This is a genomic window from Stackebrandtia nassauensis DSM 44728 (assembly GCF_000024545.1).
Taxonomy (GTDB): Bacteria; Actinomycetota; Actinomycetes; order Mycobacteriales; family Micromonosporaceae; genus Stackebrandtia; species Stackebrandtia nassauensis.
Map to the genome: position 1 here is coordinate 5,392,977 of NC_013947.1, position 20,545 is coordinate 5,413,521.

17 protein-coding genes, 1 tRNA gene and 2 pseudogenes are annotated in these 20,545 nt (G+C 68.8%); 7 read left to right on the top strand and 13 right to left on the bottom strand.

Annotated elements, in window-relative coordinates; genetic code table 11:
• Positions 1-37: 37 nt before the first annotated feature.
• Positions 38-721, top strand: a complete 684-nt coding sequence (locus tag SNAS_RS37785) for a DUF998 domain-containing protein (RefSeq protein WP_083787400.1) — start codon at positions 38-40, stop codon at positions 719-721.
• A gap of 15 nt (positions 722-736) precedes the next feature.
• Here SNAS_RS37785 and SNAS_RS25110 read toward each other — a convergent pair.
• The 3 genes and pseudogenes from SNAS_RS25110 to SNAS_RS25120 form a co-directional block, all read right to left on the bottom strand.
• Positions 737-2,452 (bottom strand): annotated as a pseudogene (locus SNAS_RS25110) (cation:proton antiporter); the annotation flags it as partial.
• A 109-nt stretch (positions 2,453-2,561) separates the two neighbouring features.
• Positions 2,562-4,007 carry a methyltransferase gene (locus tag SNAS_RS25115; RefSeq protein WP_013020286.1) on the bottom strand — a complete coding sequence of 482 codons (1,446 nt, stop codon included), beginning with the start codon at positions 4,005-4,007 and terminating at the stop codon, positions 2,562-2,564.
• Between the two features lie 10 nt (positions 4,008-4,017).
• The gene (locus tag SNAS_RS25120; protein WP_013020287.1) at positions 4,018-4,392 is read right to left on the bottom strand and encodes an MmcQ/YjbR family DNA-binding protein; all 375 of its coding nucleotides are present in this window, start codon (positions 4,390-4,392) and stop codon (positions 4,018-4,020) included.
• A 126-nt stretch (positions 4,393-4,518) separates the two neighbouring features.
• On the opposite strand from SNAS_RS25120, the gene SNAS_RS25125 reads away from it, so the two are divergent.
• Positions 4,519-5,862: a cytochrome P450 gene (locus SNAS_RS25125; RefSeq protein WP_013020288.1), complete on the top strand. Its 1,344-nt coding sequence runs from the start codon at positions 4,519-4,521 to the stop codon at positions 5,860-5,862.
• On the opposite strand, the gene SNAS_RS35400 is transcribed toward SNAS_RS25125, so the two are convergent.
• Positions 5,859-6,227 carry a hypothetical protein gene (locus SNAS_RS35400; RefSeq protein ID WP_144300630.1) on the bottom strand — a complete coding sequence of 123 codons (369 nt, stop codon included), beginning with the start codon at positions 6,225-6,227 and terminating at the stop codon, positions 5,859-5,861. The genes SNAS_RS25125 and SNAS_RS35400 overlap by 4 nt on opposite strands.
• Before the next feature lie 501 nt (positions 6,228-6,728).
• Between SNAS_RS35400 and SNAS_RS25135 the strand changes: the two genes are divergently transcribed.
• Positions 6,729-7,310: a TetR/AcrR family transcriptional regulator gene (locus SNAS_RS25135; protein ID WP_013020290.1), complete on the top strand. Its 582-nt coding sequence runs from the start codon at positions 6,729-6,731 to the stop codon at positions 7,308-7,310.
• 68 nt (positions 7,311-7,378) lie between these two features.
• Complete coding sequence (locus tag SNAS_RS25140) at positions 7,379-8,239, top strand: alpha/beta fold hydrolase (protein ID WP_041625164.1); 861 nt, start codon at positions 7,379-7,381, stop codon at positions 8,237-8,239.
• On the opposite strand, the gene SNAS_RS25145 is transcribed toward SNAS_RS25140, so the two are convergent.
• From SNAS_RS25145 to SNAS_RS25175, 7 genes are all read right to left on the bottom strand, one after another.
• Complete coding sequence (locus tag SNAS_RS25145) at positions 8,195-9,517, bottom strand: hypothetical protein (RefSeq protein ID WP_013020292.1); 1,323 nt, start codon at positions 9,515-9,517, stop codon at positions 8,195-8,197. The two genes, SNAS_RS25140 and SNAS_RS25145, sit on opposite strands and share 45 nt — an antisense overlap.
• A 104-nt stretch (positions 9,518-9,621) precedes the next feature.
• Entirely contained in the window at positions 9,622-10,887 is a 1,266-nt protein-coding gene (locus SNAS_RS25150) for a right-handed parallel beta-helix repeat-containing protein (RefSeq protein WP_013020293.1), read from the bottom strand.
• 237 nt (positions 10,888-11,124) lie between these two features.
• Positions 11,125-12,015, bottom strand: coding sequence for a prenyltransferase/squalene oxidase repeat-containing protein (locus SNAS_RS25155; RefSeq protein WP_013020294.1), 891 nt, complete (start codon positions 12,013-12,015; stop codon positions 11,125-11,127).
• 21 nt (positions 12,016-12,036) lie between these two features.
• Entirely contained in the window at positions 12,037-12,780 is a 744-nt protein-coding gene (locus SNAS_RS25160) for a hypothetical protein (protein ID WP_013020295.1), read from the bottom strand.
• Positions 12,781-12,826: 46 nt separating this feature from the next.
• Positions 12,827-13,339 (bottom strand): hypothetical protein, encoded by a 513-nt coding sequence (locus SNAS_RS25165; protein WP_013020296.1) that lies wholly within the window; start codon positions 13,337-13,339, stop codon positions 12,827-12,829.
• Between the two features lie 213 nt (positions 13,340-13,552).
• A tRNA-His gene (locus SNAS_RS25170) sits at positions 13,553-13,628 on the bottom strand.
• 68 nt (positions 13,629-13,696) lie between these two features.
• A complete protein-coding gene (locus SNAS_RS25175) occupies positions 13,697-14,467 on the bottom strand; it encodes a bestrophin-like domain (RefSeq protein ID WP_013020297.1) in 771 nt (256 codons plus the stop codon).
• Between the two features lie 62 nt (positions 14,468-14,529).
• Here SNAS_RS25175 and SNAS_RS37790 point away from each other — a divergent pair.
• Positions 14,530-15,360: pseudogene (locus SNAS_RS37790) on the top strand (DUF6923 family protein); the annotation flags it as partial.
• Between the two features lie 99 nt (positions 15,361-15,459).
• Here the strand turns inward: SNAS_RS37790 and SNAS_RS25180 are convergent.
• Both SNAS_RS25180 and SNAS_RS25185 read right to left on the bottom strand, forming a co-directional pair.
• Complete coding sequence (locus tag SNAS_RS25180; protein ID WP_013020298.1) at positions 15,460-16,941, bottom strand: MFS transporter; 1,482 nt, start codon at positions 16,939-16,941, stop codon at positions 15,460-15,462.
• Positions 16,942-16,988: 47 nt separating this feature from the next.
• A complete protein-coding gene (locus SNAS_RS25185) occupies positions 16,989-17,690 on the bottom strand; it encodes a TetR/AcrR family transcriptional regulator (protein ID WP_013020299.1) in 702 nt (233 codons plus the stop codon).
• 106 nt (positions 17,691-17,796) lie between these two features.
• Here SNAS_RS25185 and SNAS_RS25190 point away from each other — a divergent pair, with 106 nt between their 5' ends.
• Positions 17,797-18,729, top strand: coding sequence for a shikimate dehydrogenase (locus tag SNAS_RS25190; protein ID WP_013020300.1), 933 nt, complete (start codon positions 17,797-17,799; stop codon positions 18,727-18,729).
• A complete protein-coding gene (locus tag SNAS_RS25195) occupies positions 18,722-20,536 on the top strand; it encodes a bifunctional sugar phosphate isomerase/epimerase/4-hydroxyphenylpyruvate dioxygenase family protein (protein WP_013020301.1) in 1,815 nt (604 codons plus the stop codon). Before SNAS_RS25190 ends, SNAS_RS25195 begins: the two co-directional genes overlap by 8 nt.
• Positions 20,537-20,545: the final 9 nt, after the last annotated feature.

The following is a 20,545-nucleotide window of genomic DNA, read 5'->3' on the forward strand; positions in this document are numbered from 1 at the left end:
GGTTAGTACAATAGTTGTCGAGTGAGGAAGAACGACGATGAACGACACCCCGGCGAAACCGGCCTTCGACACCGCGGCGGCGGTGACCCGGTCCCTGCTCGGCTGGGGCGTGGTCGCCGGTGGCTTCTACCTCGTCGTGGGCGTCGTGCTGGCGCTCACCCGCGAGGGCTTCGACTTCGCGCGGCACCCGTTGAGCCTGCTCATGCTCGGCGACCTCGGCTGGATCCAGAAGACCAACCTCATCCTGAGCGGGCTGATGGCGATCGCGGCCGCGGTCGGGTTCGCGCGCGCCCTGCGCGGCTCCCGCACCGCGGTCTGGGCGGGCGGGCTGATCGGCGGCTACGGCCTGTGCCTCATCGGCGGTGGCGTCTTCCCGCCGGATGCGATGGCGGGCTTCCCTCCCGGCACCGAGACCACCACCCCCACCGTCGACGGCATGCTCCACTTCGGATTCGGGGCGCTGGCCTTCCTGCTCATCGCGATCGCCGGTTTCGTGGTCGCGGCCTGGCAGGCGGGCCGCGGTGACACCGGCTGGGCCTGGTACTCGCGGATCAGCGCGATCGTGGTGATCGTCGGGTTCGTCGGCGGCGGCGCGATGGCGACCCAGACGCTGGGCGTCGTGGGACTGTGGATCACCGTCGTGGCGGGCTGGGTGTGGCTGGCCGCCGCGTCCGTCCACGCGTACCGGACGGTGCCGCACCCCGACGGCGGTGGCGCGTAAGTCGCTGGCGATTCCCTCGGCCAGCTGCTCCAGCCGGGCGGTGTCCACATCGATCATCCGCTGCGCCAGCGACAGGGTGTCCGAACTGTACACACCGACGGAACGGTTGCGGATCAACCGGTCGGACTCGGCCTTGAGCACCCGCAGCCGCAACCGCAGGTACTGCTCGCGACGGCGCACGTCCCCGGCCGGGGTGTGCCGCTCCTCGGAGTCCCCCTTGCCGTCCGGGACCCGGGCGTCGGTACGGACCTTCTCGATGACCTCGGACTCGTAGGCGCGGCCGTCGCTGTCGACCAGGTCCGGATCGTTGAGCACGTCGGCGGCGGCCTCGGTGAGCTCGCCCAACAGCCGCCGGTACTCCTCGCGCTGCTGCCCGGGATCGTCGCCGGGGACCTTGACCAGCCGGATCACGGTCGGCAGCGTCAGGCCCTGCAACAGCAGCGTCGTCGTGGCCACCACGAAGGCGATCAGGATGAGCTGCGGCCGCAGCGGCGTGTGCTGCGGCAGCGTCTGCGCGGCGGCGACGGTGATGGCGCCGCGCATCCCCGACCAGGCCAGCACGACCCCGCCGCGCCAGCCCAGCGTCTCGTTGAGGCGGAAGTCCACGTCGGCCGAGGCGCGGGTGAAGCGACGGTGCAGGTGCTTCTTCTTGCGGTCGCTGAGTTTGCCGCGTTCGTCCAGTTCGGTCAGTCGGCCCCGGATCTGTTTCAGGACCGGTTGTACCTTCTCGGCCCGGCGCTGCTCGCGTCGCATCGTGGCCACCAATGGGGCCGTGAACACCATGCGCGCCACGATGACCAGCGCCGAGGCCAGCAGACCGATCACGATGACCCAGCCGACGCCCATCTCGTGTCCGGCGGCCTCGTCGACGAGGGACTCCACGTTGAGTCCCATGAGGAGGAAGGTGGCGTTCTCCAGCAGGAACGCCAGGGTGCGCCAGTTGGTGGCCTCGGTGATGCGGTCCTCGGCGCGCAGGTGCTTCGGGCCCAGGTGCCCGGCGACGATCCCGGCGACCACAACGGACAGTACTCCGGAGGCGTCCAGTTCCTCGGCGGGCAGGTAGGCGATGAACGGGATCACGAAGGAGATCGCGGTGTTGAGGACCGGGTCCTTCAACAGCGCCCGGACCCGCACGTTGATGACACCCACGCCGATGCCGACTCCGACGGCGATGACCACGGCGTAGAAGAACTGTCCGGCCACCAGCCACACCGACACCGTCCCGGCGATCGCGGCCGTCGCCGAGCGCAGGAGCACCAGCGCCGACGCGTCGTTGACCAGCCCCTCGCCCTCCAGGACGGTCAGCAACCGGTGCGGCAACCCCAGCTTGCGGCCCACCGAGGTGGCGGCGATGGCGTCGGTGGGACTGACGACGGCGCCCAGCGCGAAGGCGACCGGCCAGCCGATGCCCGGCAGCAGCCAGTGGAACAGGCACCCGGCGCCCAGGGTCGTCACGACGACCAGCAGCACGGCCAAGCCGCTGATGGGTTTGAGGTTGCGGCGGAAGTCGACCACGGGCATGGTGACGGCGGAGGAGTACAACAGCGGGGGCAGCACCCCGGCCAGCACCAGTTCCGGCGCGATGTCGGGGTGCGGCACACCGGGCACGAAGCTCAGTCCGATCCCGACGATGACCAGGCTCAGCGGCGCGGCCAGCCCGAGCCGCTGCGAGAACGCGGCCACGACGACGATGCTGATGACACCGACGATGACGACGAGGGTCAGTTCCATGGGCGGTCGGCGACCCTTTCGGCGAGACGACGCGGAACCTCAGAATAGGACGGTCGACTGTGCCGAGCGCTCATCTGACGCTGGTGTCGGCGGCGCGGCGGGTCGGCCGCTAGTCAGCGATGCGCAGGAAGCCGTCGCGGATCAGTCGTCGCACGACTGTGGACAGAGACGCCGCCAGCAGCGCCTCGTCGGCCTCGTGCGCCTGGGCCAGGATCCGCACCTGGGTGCGCATCGCGACGCTGCCGTCACACCCGCCCAGGAACGACACCAGCAGCGGGTCGATCTCCTCGACGCGCGGCGAGGCGGCCAGCAGCTGCCGTTCCACCTCCCAGCCCTCCGGCCCCGGCACCGCCTCCTGGTGCAGCCGCACGCCCTCGGCCAGCCGCAGCCGAGCGCCGTACAGCTGCTCGGGTGTCAGCTCGGCCAGCCGGGCGTGCACGTCGAACCAGTCCCCGATGACCTCGCTGAACGGCCGCTCGGGGGTGTGCCGCAGGTCCTCGCACACCACCGAGGTCTCGCCGCCGTGGAAGCGGGCGTTGACGACGCCGAAGCCGACGGCCTCGATGTCGTTGGCGTCGAACCAGTCCAGCCAGGCCGCCAGCCGATGCGGGTCGTGGTCGACGGCCGCGTCGCGCTGCCAGAACCGCACGTACTCCAGCGGGTCGGCGACCTCTCGCTGGATCGCCCACACGGTGCAGCCGGAACCGGCGAACCACCCGGCGATCCGGTCCGACCACTGTTGCCCCTTGACGTGGCACCAGTTCGCCATGAACTGAAGCGTCCCGCCGGGGTTGAGCAACCCGGGCGCCGCGGCTGCCAGCTCGGCGCACACCGCGTCCCCGGGCCTGCCCGAGTCGCGGTAGTCGAAGTCCCCGTGCCCGGGTCCCACGATGAACGGCGGATTGCTCACGATCTGGTCGAAACGCCTACCCGCCACCGGTTCCAGCATGTCCCCGGCCAGCAACTCCCAGTCCAGCCCATTGAGGACGGCGTTGGTCGCGGCGAACAGCAACGCGCGACGCGAGATGTCGGTCCCGGTGACCCGCTTGGCGTGCCCCGACAGATCGAACGCCAGCACGCCGCCGCCGGTGCCCACGTCCAGCGCCGACTCGACCGGACGCCGCAGCATGTACCCGGCCATCGACTTGGCCGCCCCGGCCGGGCCGAGAACGTGGTCGGCGGCCAGGCCCCGTCCGGCCTCGGCGGGAGCGTCCGACAGCAGCCAGTGCTCGCCGTGGATCTCCAGCGACAGCCCCGCCCGGTACCCGTCCTCGGTCTCGGCGATCAGCCCCGCCGCCAGCGCGGCCTCCAGCGACAGTGGAGCCAACGCCTCGGCGACCTCGTCCTCGTCGACCCGGCACACGAACAGCCGCACCAGAACCGACAGCCGATCCCCATCGTCGGAGGCGGCCAGCAGCGCCCGGTGGTCCCCGCGCCGGGCCGCCGCCAGCGGCTCGGCCCCGTAGCGGTCGCGCAGCGCGGGCTCGCGGAAACCGGCGCTCTCCAGCGCCTCGCGCAGCCGCTCGATGTCGGCGGCGTCCAGGAGTGTGTGCATCGACAGATGGTCACACAGCCGGATCGGCGTCGGCGTCCAGGCGCGCCACCAGTGTCTTGGGCGCCACCAGCCGGTAGCTCTCCTCGACCCAGTCGCACAGCAGCTCGACGTCCTCGGCGACCTCGGCCAGCGGCAGGCTCACCCAGCCGTGCCGCCCCAGCCCGTACCCGGTGGGCTTCGCGCCCGGCAGCGACATGGCGTGCCCGTGGCCGTCGCGCAGTTTCACGGTGACCGAGGACGGATCCTCGTCCGAGCCGAGGAAGGCGAAGATCTTCTTGCGCACCTTGACGACGACGTCCTCCTCACCCCAGGGCGCGTCGCGCCAGGCCTCGGGCAGCGACAACGCGAATTCCAGCAGTGTCGTGCGCAGTTCGGCGGGAGTCATACACACCTCGGTTCCACACGCTCGTCCATGACACGTACATGTTGGCAGCTGTCGAACGTTGACCTCGCGACACGGCGAAACCTAGAGTGGAGTCATCGCCGAGTTACCCCACCGTCGGGAGTGATCATGGCCATGACCACCGTTCCAGGTCCACAAGGGTCAGTTCTGCTGGGATCGTTGCGCGACTTGCGACGCGACCCGCTGACCACCTACCTCGACGCCCAACGCTCCTATGGCGACGTCGTGCGCTTCACCGCCGGACCGCCCGGACTCCGCGTCAACTTCTACGCCCTGTTCTCCGCCGAGGGCGCCAAACACCTGCTCGCCACCGAGGCCGCGACGTTCCGCAAGGACCACTCGTTCTACAACGAGACCCGCGCCATCATCGGCAACGGCCTGCTGACCAGCCAGGACGACGAGTACCTCCGGCAACGCCGACTGCTGCAACCCCTGTTCACGAAGAAACGGGTCAACGAGTACGACAAGGCGATGGACGACGAGACCTCGGCGCTCATGAAACGCTGGCGCGACGCTCCCGACGGCGTCGTGGACGTCGCCTCCGAGATGACGGGCCTGACCCTGCGCATCGTGTCCCGGGCCCTGTTCGGCGCCGACAGCGGCGCCGTCGAGGAGACCATCAAGCAGAACTTCCCCATCCTGAGCACCTCGGTCGTCAAACGCGGCTTCTCACCCGTCCGCGTCCCCCGTGGCTGGCCGACCCCCGAGAACCGCCGGGTGGCGGCGGCCCGACGCGAGCTGTACCGGGTGTGCGACAGGATCATCGCCGCCCGCAACGACAACCACGGCGAGGACCTGCTGAGCCGACTCTCCCAAGCCACCACCCCCGAAGGCGATCGCCTGTCCCCCACCGAGATCCGCGACCAGGTACTCGTGTTCCTGTTGGCGGGACACGAGACCACGGCCACCTCATTGGCGTTCGCCCTGCACCTGCTCGCCAGCCACCCCGAGATCCAACACCAGGCCCGCGACGAGATCGACGCCGTCCTCGGCGGCGAACCACCCACGGCCGCCGACTACGACCGCCTCCCGTACACCACAATGGTCGTCAAGGAGGCGATGCGCCTCTACCCCGCCGCCCCCATCGTCGGACGACTGGCGACAGCGGACACCGAAGTAGACGGTCACCTGATCCCGGCGGGCGCCAACGTGGTCTGCAGCGCCTGGGTCACCCACCGCCACCCCCGCTACTGGGACGACCCCGAACACTTCGACCCGCAGCGCTTCACCCCGGAGCACGAGGCCGCCCGCCCCCGCTACGCGTGGATCCCCTTCGGCGGCGGGCCACGCGCCTGCATCGGCCAGCACTTCTCCATGCTGGAGTCGGTACTGACGCTGGCGGTGATGCTGCGCGAGTACTCCTTCGACGCCATCGACACCGACCCGAAGGTCCACACCGGAATCACCTTGCGTTCCACCGACCCGCTGCGCTGTCGCCTGACCCCGCGCTAACGCGGTGGACCGGATTGCCGTCCGCCGCCGAAGTTGTTCCAGGTCGGCGTCTGGAACCCCGGGAACATGGGAGGCACCGCGTTGTCCCAGGACAGGAATTCGACGTACCCGTGGCCGGAGTCCAAAGTGAACCCGCGCCACAGCTCGGGGCGGAATGCCCGGACCGCCAGCCCGATGTCCATCGCGAGCCTCAACGGGAAATGCCGAGTGGGCCCGAACGCCTCCGGCAACCCGATCCGCAGAAAGACAGCACCCTGATTGAAGGCCGGTGCCCGACCGGCGGCCTCGGGCGGAACAGCTCCCATCAGATCGACGCTGATGAGTTGGGCGGCGCCGCCGCCCCCGCCCCCACGCGACTGGAGCACACTGTGGATCCTCACTCCTTCCACCGCGTCCCACCCGACGTGTGTGGCCCCGTCCGCCGCGGTCCACCACAATCCGGCCTGACCGATGCCCAACCGCTGAGGGACAGGTGCCTCCGGTGTCGCTTGCCGTTGCTTCCGCCGCAACCACACGCCGAACACAGCGCACGAGGCGATAAAGACCATGACACACAACACGCCGACGAGGAGTTCGCCCCCGCTGATTCTCGTACCCGACTTCGTGACGAAGGATTCGCCCTTGGCGAAGAGCACGACTGGCATTACCAAGCCCGGCAAGAAGACCACGGCGGCAGCGATTATGCCCAGCACTCGCATCGTCTTATTTCCGGATTCACCGGCCTCTCCCGCCGCACCGACGTCGAACCACCGCGTCTCAGGCCCCGGTTCACTCATACTCCCCGACGCTAATCCGACCACGGTCAATCCCCAACGGTAAGAAACTGCCACCAACGCGCCACCGCACGACCGTGCTATTCTCGACCCGTGCGCAAAGGCGAAGAGACCCGATTGGCGATCCTGGACGAGGCGGTGACCGCGGCGCGGTTCAACGGCCTGTCCGGGCTGACCATCGGCACGCTCGCCGAGCGAACCGGGCTGTCCAAGAGCGGCCTGTACGCGCACTTCAAGTCCAAGGAGTCCCTGCAACTGGCCACGATGTCCCACCATCGCGAGCAGTTCATCGTCGAGGTCATCCGTCCGGCGCTGGAGGCCCCGCGGGGCGAGAAGCGGCTGCGCACTCTGGTGGACGGCTGGATGCGCTGGTACGAGCATCCCGGCGGTTGCCTGTTCCTGGCCGCCTCCACCGAGTTCGACGACCTGGACGGGCCGCTGCACGATCGCATGGTCGCCGACGAGCACGATCTGCTCGACACGATCAGCCAGGTGGTCGGAACGCTGGTCTCGCAGGGCGACGTCCGCCCCGACACCGACACCGTGCAGATCGCCCAGGAGGTCTTCAGCGTCCTGTTGGGCTACAACTGGATGAGCCGTATTCTCAGCGATCCCACCGCCGAGACCCGTGCCTGGACCGCCGTCGACCGGATACTCGACAGCCTTCGCCCCTGACATCCCGAGGAGTTTTCGACATGTCCGCATCACGCCTAAAGAAAAGCACGACCGTTCGTTTGTTTCAGTTGACTCGACTCGGCTTCCGGATCGGCGAAACCATCGCCCCCGGCATCGCGTCCCGGGTCTCGACGCACCTGTGGTTCCGGTTGCCCGCCAGCGAATCCCGACGCCGACGCTCCCGGGTTCCGGCTTCGGCCAACCGTTTCGAACTCGACTCCGAGGGCACCACGGTGCGCGGCTGGGACTGGGGCTCGGGCCCGCTGGTCTACGTGCAACACGGCTGGGGCGGCTGCGTCGGTGACTTCGACACCATCGCCAGTTGCCTGGTCGCCAACGGATACCGCGTGATCGCGGTGGACGGACCCAGCCACGGCCACTCCGGCAACGGCCCCTACGGCCCCCGGGCCTCGTCACCGTTGCAACTGGCCAACGCGCTCGGCGCCGCCATCGACAAGTTCGGGCAACCGCACGCGGTCGTCGCCCACTCGCTGGGCTGCCTGGCCGCCGTGCTCGAACTGCGCGAACGGGCCATACCGAAGCGAATGGTGATGATCTCACCGTTCATCGGCGGTCCGACGTTCATGAAGATGTTCGCCGGCTGGCTGGGGGTCGGGCCGCGCACCTTCGCCCGGATGGTGGCCTCGGCGGAGGCGCGAATCGGCAGGCCGATGAGTGACTTCAGCATCCCGGATCCGGCGCTGGACGTGGACACTCTGATCGTCCACGATCGACGGGACCGCTCGACGCCGTTCCAACACGGCGAGGCCATCGCGGACGCCTGGCCGAACGCGCGGCTGGTCGCCACGGAAGGCTTGGGACACATGCGACTCCTGCGCAGCCCGACGGTCGCCGGGGAAGTCGTGGCGTTCGTGACTGGACGGTCAGCGCAGCAGGGTGAGCCCGTCCTTGGCGCTGAGCTGGCCTAGCAGGAGCAGGACGAGAACCGCGACGATCACGGCGACCACCGTGACGGCCACGACGAGCCGGTTGGCCTGCTCCACTTGTGAGACGACGTTGCCGTAGAGGACCCCGAGCCGCCCGGGACGCGAGGGACGGACCTCAGCGGCGGTCTGACGGTCGACGGTGATGCCGTAGTACTCGGCCAACTCCTGATACGTGTCCCACGAACGCGGTTCGGCGACCAGCACCATCAGGTCCCGCAGCAGCCGGTCCACATCGTCGGGCAGCTCGCCGCGCAGCGAGTCCAGTTCGCTGAGGTGGTCGAGCAGCCTGCGGTGCAGTCCCCACAGGATGGTCGCGCGCGGTGAGAACGCGTCGGCGGGTGCCAGCAGGTCCAGCATGCGCGCGTACGCGGGCAGTGTTCGCGCTAGGGAGCGCAGGTTGCGGCGGCGATTGCCCGGCAGTTTCGACTTGTCAGCGTCGCGGACCTTCCGCCGCGCCTCGCGGTATCGCGCGTCGTAGCGCAGGCACTCGTCGATCAGGTACAGCAGTTGGGATCGCAGGAACACGCGCCGCAGCCCGAACGACAGCAGGTAGTACATCGCCAGTACGGTCGCGGAGCCCGTCACGGCCACCAGCAGCGTCTTGGGAGAGGTGTCGTCGGTTCCGGGCGGCTTGACCCGGCTGCCGACCTTGACGATGTACAGGAACGCGGTGATGGTGCCGATGACGGCGGCGGTCCGGAGGTATCGCAGGGTGAGCACCCGCCGCACTCTCGGCAGCCTGCCCCGCACCCCGATCCGGGGCTCGGCGACCAGCGGCAGTGGCGAGTCCTTTGCCGACAACTCGTCGGGCAGCCCCGCCAGTCGGCGACAGCCGCGAAACCATCGCCATGGGCCGATCCAGATCCCCGCGAAAATGCCGACGAACACCGGCCCCACGAGCGGATCCGACGTCGAGTACCCGGGTGGCGGTTCGAGCAGAGTGGCCGCGTTGGACAGGAGCACGCCACCGTAGAGGCCCGCGATGACGACGATCCCGGACACCACACCGACGTCGAACGACAACCGCAGGGTCGTCGCGGAACCGGCGCGAAACCCACGGCGCCACGCCGACCGCAACCGGCCGAGCAGCCAGCCGCACGCGCCCCGGAAACCGTTGCGGCGCAACAGGACGACGAAACCGGAGCTGGCCAGCCAGCTGCCGTGGATCGCCGCTCCGCACAGCGCCAGGCCCACGAATATCTGTAGCAGAACCACAGGCGCCCGCCACGCGACATGGCCGAGCGCGTCGCCGAGTTCCATGACCGGTAACACCTTAGGAGGGGGGACACAACGAGGGTTCCGTTCACAATAGACGAGACACAGCGATCCCGCCGGACACTGCGTCCGGCGGGATCGATGGCGCGCTACTTGCTCTGGTAACAGCCCGCGTCCGGCTTGTCCCCCACGGGGTTGCCGTCCAGGTCTTCGTCGTATCCCGCCGGTTCGCCCAGTCCGATCGCCGGGCTGCCCTCGGTGAGGTGCAGGTCGGTGTCGCTGGTGAACTTCGGGTCGTCCTTGACGGACTTGTCGCCGAGCTCGAACTGGTGGTCCTTGCCGGAGTAGACGCCGTTGTTCTCGTCGGCGCCCTCGCCGTCCTCGAAGCCGGTGTTGCCGGTGACCTTGATGATGTTGTTGCGCAGCTTCAGGATGTCCGGGGAGCAGCCGTCGTGGCAGACCCAGCCCGCCGTGTCGCCCGTGGTCAGGTTGACGGAGTTGTTGACCGCGACGGTGCCCTTGACCGGGCCGATCGGGACGCCTTCGCCACGGGTGACCAGGAAGGCGCCGGTCTTCTGGGTGGAGGTCACCGAGTTGTAGGCGAAGACGTTGTCGTCGGCGGTTCCGCCGGGGTCGTGGCCCAGTTCGGTGAAGGTCTCGTTGTCGGCGGTCACGTTGTGGGAGATGACGTTGCGGTCGCCGTTGAAGATCTCGACCGCCGCGCCGTCGTAGCCGTAGTCGTGGCTTTCGGCGAAGCTGCCGGTGATCGTGTTGCCGGAGATGGTGTTGTCGTCGCCGTTGAGGAGTACCCCGAAGGCACCGGAGTCGTTGTCGCCGCCCGGGTCGTTGACGCTCATCTTGTCGTTGTCGACAAGCTTGGAGCCGGTGACCTTGTTCCCCTTTGACTTGTCAACTATGGAGACACCGACGACGTTCTTGTCGGACTGGACATTGCGGACCTCGTTCTGGCTGCCCCGCAGTTCGATTCCGGCCCAGGAGCAGTCGGTGGCGCGGATGTCCTCAATGACCTGGTTGTCGCCGTCGACCTCGACGCAGTTGTCGGCGGCGGTGAACACCGGGGCGTCACCCTCGCCGTAGGCACCCACCGTGACGGGGGCGGCCTTGGTGCCGTCGTCGTCGAGTCTCAGGGTGCCTTCCCAGGTGGAGCCGCGTTTGAACAGGACGGAGTCGCCGGGTTTGAAGTCGAAGTCGTTGACCTTGTCCAGTGACTTCCACGCCGTGCCCGTCTTCTTGCCGGAGGCCGAGTCGGCGCCACTACTGTCTACATAGTATGTAGTGCCCTCGGTGTCGTCGGCGGATGCCGGGATCATCGCCACGGTGCCCGCGACGACGGCGCCCACAGCCGCGACGGCCAGCACGGCGAGTCGCACCCGCGCGGTTCGCATTTCGGTCATTTCGTTCCGATCCATTGGGGGACAGAGACTCTGGAGCATTCCGCACCCGGCCATAAAATGCATACGGGTTATGTCTCATTCGGAACAAAACGGGAGCCGGTCCCCACCGGCTCCCGTACACGACGGGGAGGAGAGATACTCCCGACGATGATGTCGCCCCGTAAGTGTGACTCAGGGCGTCTAGGTATGGGCTAGTTGTGGAAACTAGCGGCCGAACAGCTGACCGTTGGGGCCACCTCAGACCCCGTCCACCCGGCCGTACGCGCGCAGGGTCTTCAGCGTCGACAACGTCAGCCAGCCACCCCATTCGGTGGCCACCACGGGGGTCCACATCAGGAAGTTGGGCGCCCAGCTGCCGTCGTCCTGCTGCCGGTCCACGAGCACGTCCAGGTGCCGGTCCACATCCGCCTGGCGGAACAGCCGCCGCGCCATGGCATCGGGACGGGGCGCGAAGTCCAGCGGTGAGTGCACGTGCCCCTCCGCGTCCGGGTCCAGCGCGACGGTCGCCAACAGCGCGTCGGCGAGCCGGTCGAACTCCGCCTCGGCCCGCTGTCGGTCGGCGGCCCGTTCCAGGAACGCCAGGGTCGCCAGCGCGTCGTAGGCGCTGATGTCGTCCAGTTCCGCGATCGTGCGCCAGCAGAACTCGGTCGCCCGCGCCAGCCACGGGTGCTCGACCCCGTGTTCGCCCAGCAGTCCGGCGATCGGTCCGGTGGGGTTGATCGCCGAGATCGCCCGCCCGTCCGGTCCCTGGTCGGGCTGCCACCACGGCGCCCGCGGCGTGTCCGTCACGCTGGGCAGCACGAACGGCACCCCGCCGTCGTCACCACTGTTGGCGGCCAGCCAATCCCCCAGCCGGGCCACCATCGCGTCGTCGAAACCGCCGACCTCGTCGAGAATCCACAGCGCCAGTTCGGCGGGCTGCGGCTGGCTCCCGTCACCACGCAGGTCCGGCTCCAGGGCGTGCCCGAAACCACCGTCCGGGTTCTGATAGCCGCGCAACACGTGCAGCACCGGCTCACGCGGCCCGTCGCCGAACACGACGTCGAAGCGCCGCCGTTCCAGGAGCCGGGCGTTGAGTGACAGATACCGTCGCGCGGCGGCGAAGCCGTTCTGGTCCAGAGTCCTCATCGCCGACACGTTAGTACCCGGCTACGACAGCCCGGCGGCGTTCGGCGTCGACCGCGGCAACCGCTCCACTGGAGTCGCGGCCGGATCCAGCAGCCCGATGCCCCGGTCGTCGGCACAGGCGGCCAGCAGCGCCGTGGTGGCCGCGTCGTCGGCCACTTCGCCCTCACACTCCCGCAGGTAGTCCTCCAGGAACCCCCGCACCGGCGCCGAGGGCACCCGATCCGCCCCGGGCTCCCGGAACTCGTCGTCGAGGTACAGCGTGATCAGCAGCATCCCGTAGCCGCGCTGCGCGCCCTCGCCCAGCGCGGGCTGGAAGTACGGCAGGTCCAGCACCCGCGCGCCACGGCGGACGTAGAAGTCGAACCGGCGACGCGGATCACCCCACGCCGCCTCCCCCGCCTCGGTCGCCGGGTGCTCGACCTCGGCCAGCAACACCAGCGGCCGGTACCGCGCCACCCACCGCTGCCGGGCCGCGTCCAGCAACCGGCCGCCGACGCCACCGGCCCTGCGGCGGCCGTCGACGGCCAGGTATGTCAGCAACTGGACCCGATGGTCCGCGTCCCATTCGCCGATCGCGGTCCCCAGGCGGTGACCGTCCTCGGCCAGCGCCACCAGGACGCTGGTGGTGCCCGCCGCGATCCCCTCGGCGATGACCTCGGCGGGCTCCAGTTCGTGGGCGGGGAAGTTCGGGGCCAGCATGTCGCGGTAGACCGCGTCGAAGTCCGGCCCCGGCTCCCCCAACTCGATGATGCGCGAAATCGTCACCGGGACATCGTCGCACCCTCGGCCGGGTTTCCCGGCGGATCGGTGCTCAGTCGCCTTCGCCGGTGATGACGTCGGCCAGCCCGGCCAGGACGTCGCCGTCGTCGACGAACTGCCGGGTCACGGACAGGTGGATGTGCCACAGGTGCGAGTCGTCGCGGGAGTCGGTCTCGCGGGCGTACAGGTCGTAGGCCTTGGCGTCGCCGTTGAAGTTGCCGATGATCTCCCGGATGACCGGAGTGTCACCTTTGTACATCCGCTCGTCCCGCGCCTCGGCGGCGTCGACGACGCGCTTGGTGTACTTCTGGATCCGCTCGTAGTTTCCCGAGTGCGCCTCCGGGAAGGTCAGGTCCAGGGCGGCGGCCTTGTCGTCCGGTCCCTTCTTGTCGGCGGGCTTCTCCACCGAGTAGTCGCCGGAGTCGTTGGCCGCGCGCGTGTTGTGGTAGCCGGGCTTGTCCGCGTAGATGCCTCCAAGTTGGACGTCGTCTATCGCGGCCGCGCAGGTCTCCCACAGTTTCCACATCTCGTCGGTGATGTGTCCGGGGTCAGGGTTGTTCGCCATGTTTTTCGTCCTTTCGCGATTCAGCTGTGCCGGTTGATCGGTAGGACAAGGAATCCCTCATGCTTATTCAAGCATAGCCATATATTGTTGAATGGCGAATGAATCCACAGTGACATGACGCCCCAGACGCTCCACTGCGGACCGACGAAGGACGTTCCACGGTTCGCGACGAAAACCGGCGCCGCCCGATTTCTCGGACGACACCGGCTCGAATGGGGTGATCAACGGGGCTCGAACCCGCGACCTCCTGGACCACAACCAGGTGCTCTACCAGCTGAGCTATGACCACCATGTTCGCTGACCTCGGTCAGCGACGCTCAATGATAAACGGCCCTTCGGGGCACCTCGCAACCGGGTTTAGCCCACGGCCTTCATACGCTCGAGAGCCAGATCGAAGGGCTCGGTGCCCAGCGCGATGCCCCGGCTGAACGGGTACTCCAGTTCGAAGACCGAGAACAGCAGCAGCACGACCATGGCGGCGGCGATGACGACCACCACCACGTGTGCCAGGCGGCCGGGCACCCCGAACAGGAGCAGGATGCCGAAGATGAGCAGCGCCCCGGCGACCAGGACCAGCCACATGACGCCGGTCAGGCCTTCGTCGTTGGCGTTGAGACGTTCGTTACGGGCCTGACTGAGGGAGGCGAGGGCCTCCTCGGCGCCCTGGCTGAGGCCGATGCTGGTCTCGTCCTTCTTGGGGATCCCGGCGTCGATCTCGGAGTACATCGCGTCGATGATCTTCCAGCCGCCGTCGTCGACGTCCTCGCGATCGGCCATTTTGGGCCATTCGTCGTCGACGACCCAGTTGGCGTAGTCGAGGCACAGGTTCTGGAGGTTGCCCGACTGTTCCTTCGGCAGGTCCTTGGACGCCCAGTACACGTCCACAAGGGCGTTGGACTCGTCGTAGGTGACCTCGCGGGCCTCGGAACGCTGTTCCCACACCGCGATCAGGACGAAGGCCAACACGATCGCGTACAGGACGCTGATGATCTCGAAGACGCTGCCGGCGACCTCGTTGTAGCCCTCGCGGTCCTGGGGTGGTGAGAACCGTTGCTGGAGCATCACGACGCCACCGGCGAGGATGCTGGCTCCGACGACGATGAGCAGGCCCAATAGCAACGGATTCATAATGCCTCCACGGGATGTCAGTGATTGGTCGCGTACGCGACGTGTAGTAGTTTATGGGCCCTATGGCTTCGAAACGGGTTTTGTGCGCGTGGGCGTGTGGCGTGGCGCTGACGGTTGTGGCGGCGGTGGTTCTCGGTGTCGCCGCGCCGGGAAACACGGCCGCGCCTTCGTGTTCCGACGCGGCGTACCTGACCTGGAGCGAGACCGAGAACGGCCGCCACACTCTGTCCATCATCGACTTCGAGACGAAGCGGCGCACCGACGTGGCCACGCTTGACTTCCATGTCAACGCGATCGGGTACTCGGCGGCGGACAAACGGTTGTACGGCCTGTCGCGGTCGCGCGACGGCGGGATCTTCCCCGACGCGCCGCACCTGATCTCGATCGACTCCGGCGGCGCGGTGAAGGACTGGGGTCCGTTGCGGGCCGGGGACTTCGCCGACGACGGGCTCGGCGGCGCCTACGCGGGCACCGTCCACAAGGGCAAGCTGCTGGTGCTGTCGGGCACCCGGCTGACCTCGATCGACATCGGCGAGGACCGCGGCCGGATCACCGATCAGGTGACCCTGGCGGAACCGTTGGTGAGTCTGAACATCGGCGACGTCACCGGCGCTCCCGGCAGCGGGTTGCTGCACGGCTTGAGCACCGAGGACGGCGCGGTGGTGTCGATCGACCCGGATTCCGGCGCGGTCGAACGCACCGCGGTCACCGGGATTCCGGCCCGGTCACTGGCCGGGGCGATCTTCGCCGGACCGGACCGGCGGCTGCACGCCGTGGTCAACGGCGTCGAGGGCCGGGCGGTCATGTACCGGATGCCGGTGCCGGACAAGGACTCCGGGCCGCTCGAAGCCGAGGCCGAGGCGGACTGGCCCGCGTTGACCTCCGCCGACGCCGCGTTCTGCGTCGCGCCGGTGTCGCATCCGCAGCCCGGTCCGTCCCAGCAGCCGAGTCCGGCCGCGCCCAGTCCGGCCTCGCCGTCGCCGCAGGTGTCGTCACCGGCGGCGAAACCGCCGCCGCGTCCCCGGCCGTCGCGCGACCACGGCCGTCCGCCGGGCACGCACGCCGCCGCCGAGGAGTCCGAGACCGAGGACCCGCGCCGCTGGATCGCCGTCGGCGCGGTGGTCATCGGCATGGCCGGGGCCGCGGGGGTCAAGGCCTCGGCCAGCCGCAAGTCCAAGTAACGCCGCGCGTCCCAGTTCCTCGGTGGGCACCCGGTAGGTCTCGCGGCTGGACAGCACCGCGACCACGTTGACGGCGCACAGTCCGGCCACCAGCAGCGAGGGCAGCAGCCAGCCACCGGCGCCGGGACCGGCGATGCCGTCGGCGATCGTGGGCATGAACGCCGAGATCGCGAACCCGAACTGGGTGCCGATCGCCATGCCCGACAGCCGCACCTTGGCGGTGAACATCTCGCCGTAGAACGACGGCCAGATCCCGTTGGCGGCGCTGTAGACGACGCCGAACATGAGGATCCCGACGGCGAACACCAGCGCGAGGTTGCCGATCGAGATCGCCCACAGGTAGGCGAACATCAACAGCGCGCTGCCGACCGAGCCGACGAGCATCACCGGTTTGCGGCCGACGCGGTCGGAGATCGTGGCCCACAGCGGGATCGCGGCCAGGGCGACGACGTTGGCGATGACGCCGACCCACAGCATGGCGCCGCGGTCGAGTGCGACGGTGTTGACGGCGTAGCTGAGCGCGTAGACGGTGAAGATGGTGCTGACCGAGGCGACCAGCGCGGCGGCGATGACCCGCAGCACGTCGGCCCAGTGGTGGCGCAGCAGCACCGCCAGCGGCAGTTTGGGGACCTCGTCGCGCACCGCCGCGAAGACGGGGGTCTCGTCGAGTCGGCGGCGGATCACCAGTCCGGCGACCACGACGACGGCGCTGAGCCAGAACGGGATCCGCCAGCCCCAGGCCAGCAGCTGGTCCTCGGGCAGGGCGGCGATGGGCAGGAACGCGGCGGTGGCGAGGATCTGGCCCGCCTGGGTGCCGCTGAGGGTGAAGCTGGTGTAGAAGGCGCGGCGGTGGGACGGGGAGTGTTCGAGGCTCATCGAGTTGGCCCCGGCCTGTTCGCCGGCGGCCGACAGTCCCTGCGCCAGCCGCAGCGTGACCAGCAGGATCGGTGCGGCGACGCCGATGTCGGCGTAGGTGGGCAGGCAGCCGACCAGGAACGTCGACACTCCCATGAGGATGATCGTGAAGACGAGGACCTTCTTGCGGCCGGACTTGTCGCCGACGTGGCCGAGGAAGAAGGCACCGACGGGGCGGGCGACGTAGCCGACGCCGAAGGTGGCCAGCGCCAGCAGCGTCCCGGTCGCCGGGTCGGATTCGGGGAAGAAGATCTTCCCGAACACCAGGGCGGCGGCGGTGCCGTAGATGAAGAAGTCGTAGTACTCGAGGGCGCTGCCGATCCAGGCGGCCAAGGCTGCCTTTCTCGGTTTGCCTTGCGTGACAGGGGGAAGGGTCACGGGAATCACCTGGCATCAGTTATGAACTAACTAGCTAGTACATTACATTAACGTGACGTATCCCACTGAGTCAAGCCAGCCGGACGGGGCCCTAAGTCCCCGGTCAGATAGGCGACCACCATGTCGCCGAGCATGGTGCGGTGGTGCTCGCGCCGCGAGGTGTCGAGCATGTCCCGGTCGAAGATGGCGCGGAAGGTGTGCCGGTTCGCGATCCGGAAGAAGCAGAAGGCGCTGATGGCCATGTGGACGTCCAGGGCGTCGACGTCGTCGCGGAAGCTGCCCGCCGCCCGGCCCCGCTGGAGGATCCGGGTCAGCACGTCCAGCGCCGGATTGGCGAGGCTGGGCAGCACCGTGGAGGTGGCGATGTGTTCGGCGCGGTGGATGTTCTCGATGCTGACCAGCCGGATGAAGTCGGGGTGCGACTCGTGGTGGTCGAAGGTCAGCTCGGCGAGCCGGCGCACGGCCTCGGCGGGGTCGAGGTGGTCGACGTCCAGTTCGCTCTCCAGCGCCCGGATCCCGGCGTAGGCCCGTTCCAGCACCGCCAGGTAGAGCTGCTTCTTGCCGCCGAAGTAGTAGTAGAGCATCCGCTTGGTGGTGCGGGTCTTCGCGGCGATCTCGTCGACCCGGGCCCCGGCGAAGCCGTTGTCGGCGAACTCCCTTGTGGCCACGTCCAGGATCTCGGCCCGGGTGCGCTCGGCGTCGCGCTGTTTCTCCGGCTCGTCGTCGGCGGGACGTGGCTTCGCGGGCACCTGGACACCCTACTCCAGCTGGCGGGGACGCACGGCTTCCCAAACGGGGCCCGAGGTCCTATTATTAATTAACTAGTTCGTACATTATAGTTCCGAAGGGGACGATGTGACCGCTCACGACGGATACCTCATCGGCCTCATCGGGTCGGGTATCGGCCCCTCGCTGAGCCCGGCGCTGCACGAACGCGAGGCCGCCGAGCTGGGGCTGCGCTACCTGTACCGGCGCCTCGACCTCGCCGCGACGGGGCGGGGGCCTGGGGCGTGCGTCGAGGTGCTGGCCGCCGCCCGGCTGGCCGGATACGACGGGCTCAACATCACCCACCCGTGCAAGCAACTGGTCATCCCCCACCTCGACGAACTGTCCGCCGACGCGGCCGCGCTCGGGGCGGTCAACACGATCGACCTGTCGGGCGGCCGCGCCGTGGGGCACAACACCGACTGGTCGGGCTTCAGCCGGGCGTTCACCCTCGGCCTGCCCGAAGCCGCCATCGAGCGCGTGGTGGTGCTCGGCGCGGGCGGAGCCGGAGCCGCCGTCGCCCACGCGCTGCTGACGCTGGGCGCCAACCGGATCGAGCTGTTCGACCGCGTGGCCGAGCGCAGCCACGAGCTGGCCGCCAAGCTGTCCAACCACTTTGGAGCGGGCCGAGTAGTGGCGGGGCGCTTGGGCGGCGACGGCGCGCTGGCCACGGCTCCGACGGCTGGGCAGCCGTTCGGCGAAGCCGACGGCTTGGCCGCCGCGCTCGCCGTCGCCGACGGCTTGGTTCACGCCACTCCCACGGGGATGAGCGCTCATCCGGGGTTGCCGCTGTCCGTCGAGCTGCTGCGTCCTCAGTGCTGGGTCGCGGAGGTTGTGTACCGGCCGCTTCAGACCCCGCTGCTGGCCGCCGCTCGGGCGCGCGGCTGTCGGGTGCTCGACGGCGGCCGCATGGCGGTGTTCCAGGCCGCCGAGTCCTTCCGTCTGTTCACCGGCGCCGAGCCCGACCCCGATCGGATGTCGCGCCACTTCCAGGACCTGATCGGAGCCGAAAGCCATGCCTGACAACGCTCCCCGCCACCGAAGGGGAATCGCGACCGTCTGCCTGTCGGGAACCATCGAGGACAAACTGCTGGCCGCCGCCGAGGCTGGTTTCGACGGTGTGGAGATCTTCGAGAACGACCTGCTCGCCACGTCCCAGACCCCCGAACAGCTCCGGGACCGCTGCCGCGACCTGGGGCTGCGCATCGACCTGTACCAGCCGTTCCGGGACTTCGAGGCCGCACCGCCACCCCGTCTAGCCGCCAACCTGCGCCGCGCCGAGCACAAGTTCGACCTCATGGAGCGGCTCGGCGTCGACACGGTGCTGGTGTGTTCCTCGGTCGCCCCCGACACCGTCGACGATGACGACCTTGCCGCCGAACAACTACACGCGCTCGCCGAACGCGCCGCGAAGCGCGGCATCCGCATCGCCTACGAGGCGCTGGCCTGGGGAAGGTTCGTCAACACCTACAGCCACTCGTGGGACATCGTCGCCCGCGCCGATCATCCCGCGCTGGGCCTGTGCCTGGACAGTTTCCACATCCTCTCGCGCGCCAGCGATCCAGCGGGTATCGCCGACATCCCCGGCGAGAAGCTGTTCTTCCTGCAACTGGCGGACGCACCGAGCCTGCGCATGGACCCACTACAGTGGAGCAGGCATCATCGAGTGTTCCCCGGGCAGGGGAACTTCGACTTGAAGCGCTTCCTCGGGTACGTACTGGACGCCGGGTACGACGGACCGCTGTCCCTTGAGGTCTTCAACGACGTGTACCGACAGGCCGATCCGCGTTGCACCGCTGTGGACGCCATGCGATCGCTTGTCGCTCTTGAGGAGTCCGTCGGTGTGCCGCTGCCCGCGCCGCCTCGGCTCACCGGTCATGCGTTCACGGAGCTGACCGTGGACGAGCCGACGCAAGCGCGGCTCGCCGATACGCTTACGGCCCTTGGCTTCACGCTCACCGGCCATCACCGCGAGAGCCCCGTGGAGCTGTGGGAGCAGAACGCGATCCGCGTACTCGTCAACCGCGGCTCGTCGTCGGGCGGCGGTGCGGGCATCAGTTCGCTGGCCGTCGAGAGCAGTGACCCTGTCGCGTCAGCGCGGCGGGCCGAAGCGCTGCTGGCCCCCGTGCACACGCCCGATGCGGCCATGCCCGCTGTCACGGCGCCCGACGGCTCGCGGATCGTCTTCTGTGGACCAGGCGAAGCCTGGCGGGACCGGTTCCGGCCGTCCAGCGAAGCGAGTCGAGCTGAAGGTGGACTCACCCACGTCGACCACATTGCCCTGACCCAGCCCTTCGACCACTTCGACGAAGCCGCGCTCTTCCTCCACTCGGTCCTCGGCCTCGACACAGAGGACAACACCGAATACGCCGCCCCGTTCGGGCTCGTCCGCGCCCGCGCTCTCAGCGACCCCGGCCACCACGTCCGCATCGCCCTCAGCGTCGCGCTCATCCGCCGAGGCGAGGAGTGGTCCCCCGGAGTCCCCGCGCCCCAACACATCGCCTTCGCCACCGACGACATCTTCACCGTGGCCACGACGCTGCGAACCGCGGGCGCACCGCCACTCCCCATCCCCGACAACTACTACGACGACCTCGACGCCCGGCTCGCCCCGCTTCGGCTGGCCGATCTCCGCGAACACCACACCCTCTACGACCGCGACAACGACGGCGAATTCCTGCACCTGTACACGCCAGTCCTCGGCGATCGAGTGTTCTTCGAAGTGTGCCAACGCATCGGCGGCTACCTCGGCTACGGCACCGCCAACACACCGATCCGGATGGCCGCGCACCGCCAACAACGGCTCGCGGCCCGCAGCGCCGCCGCGTGACACCCGCGA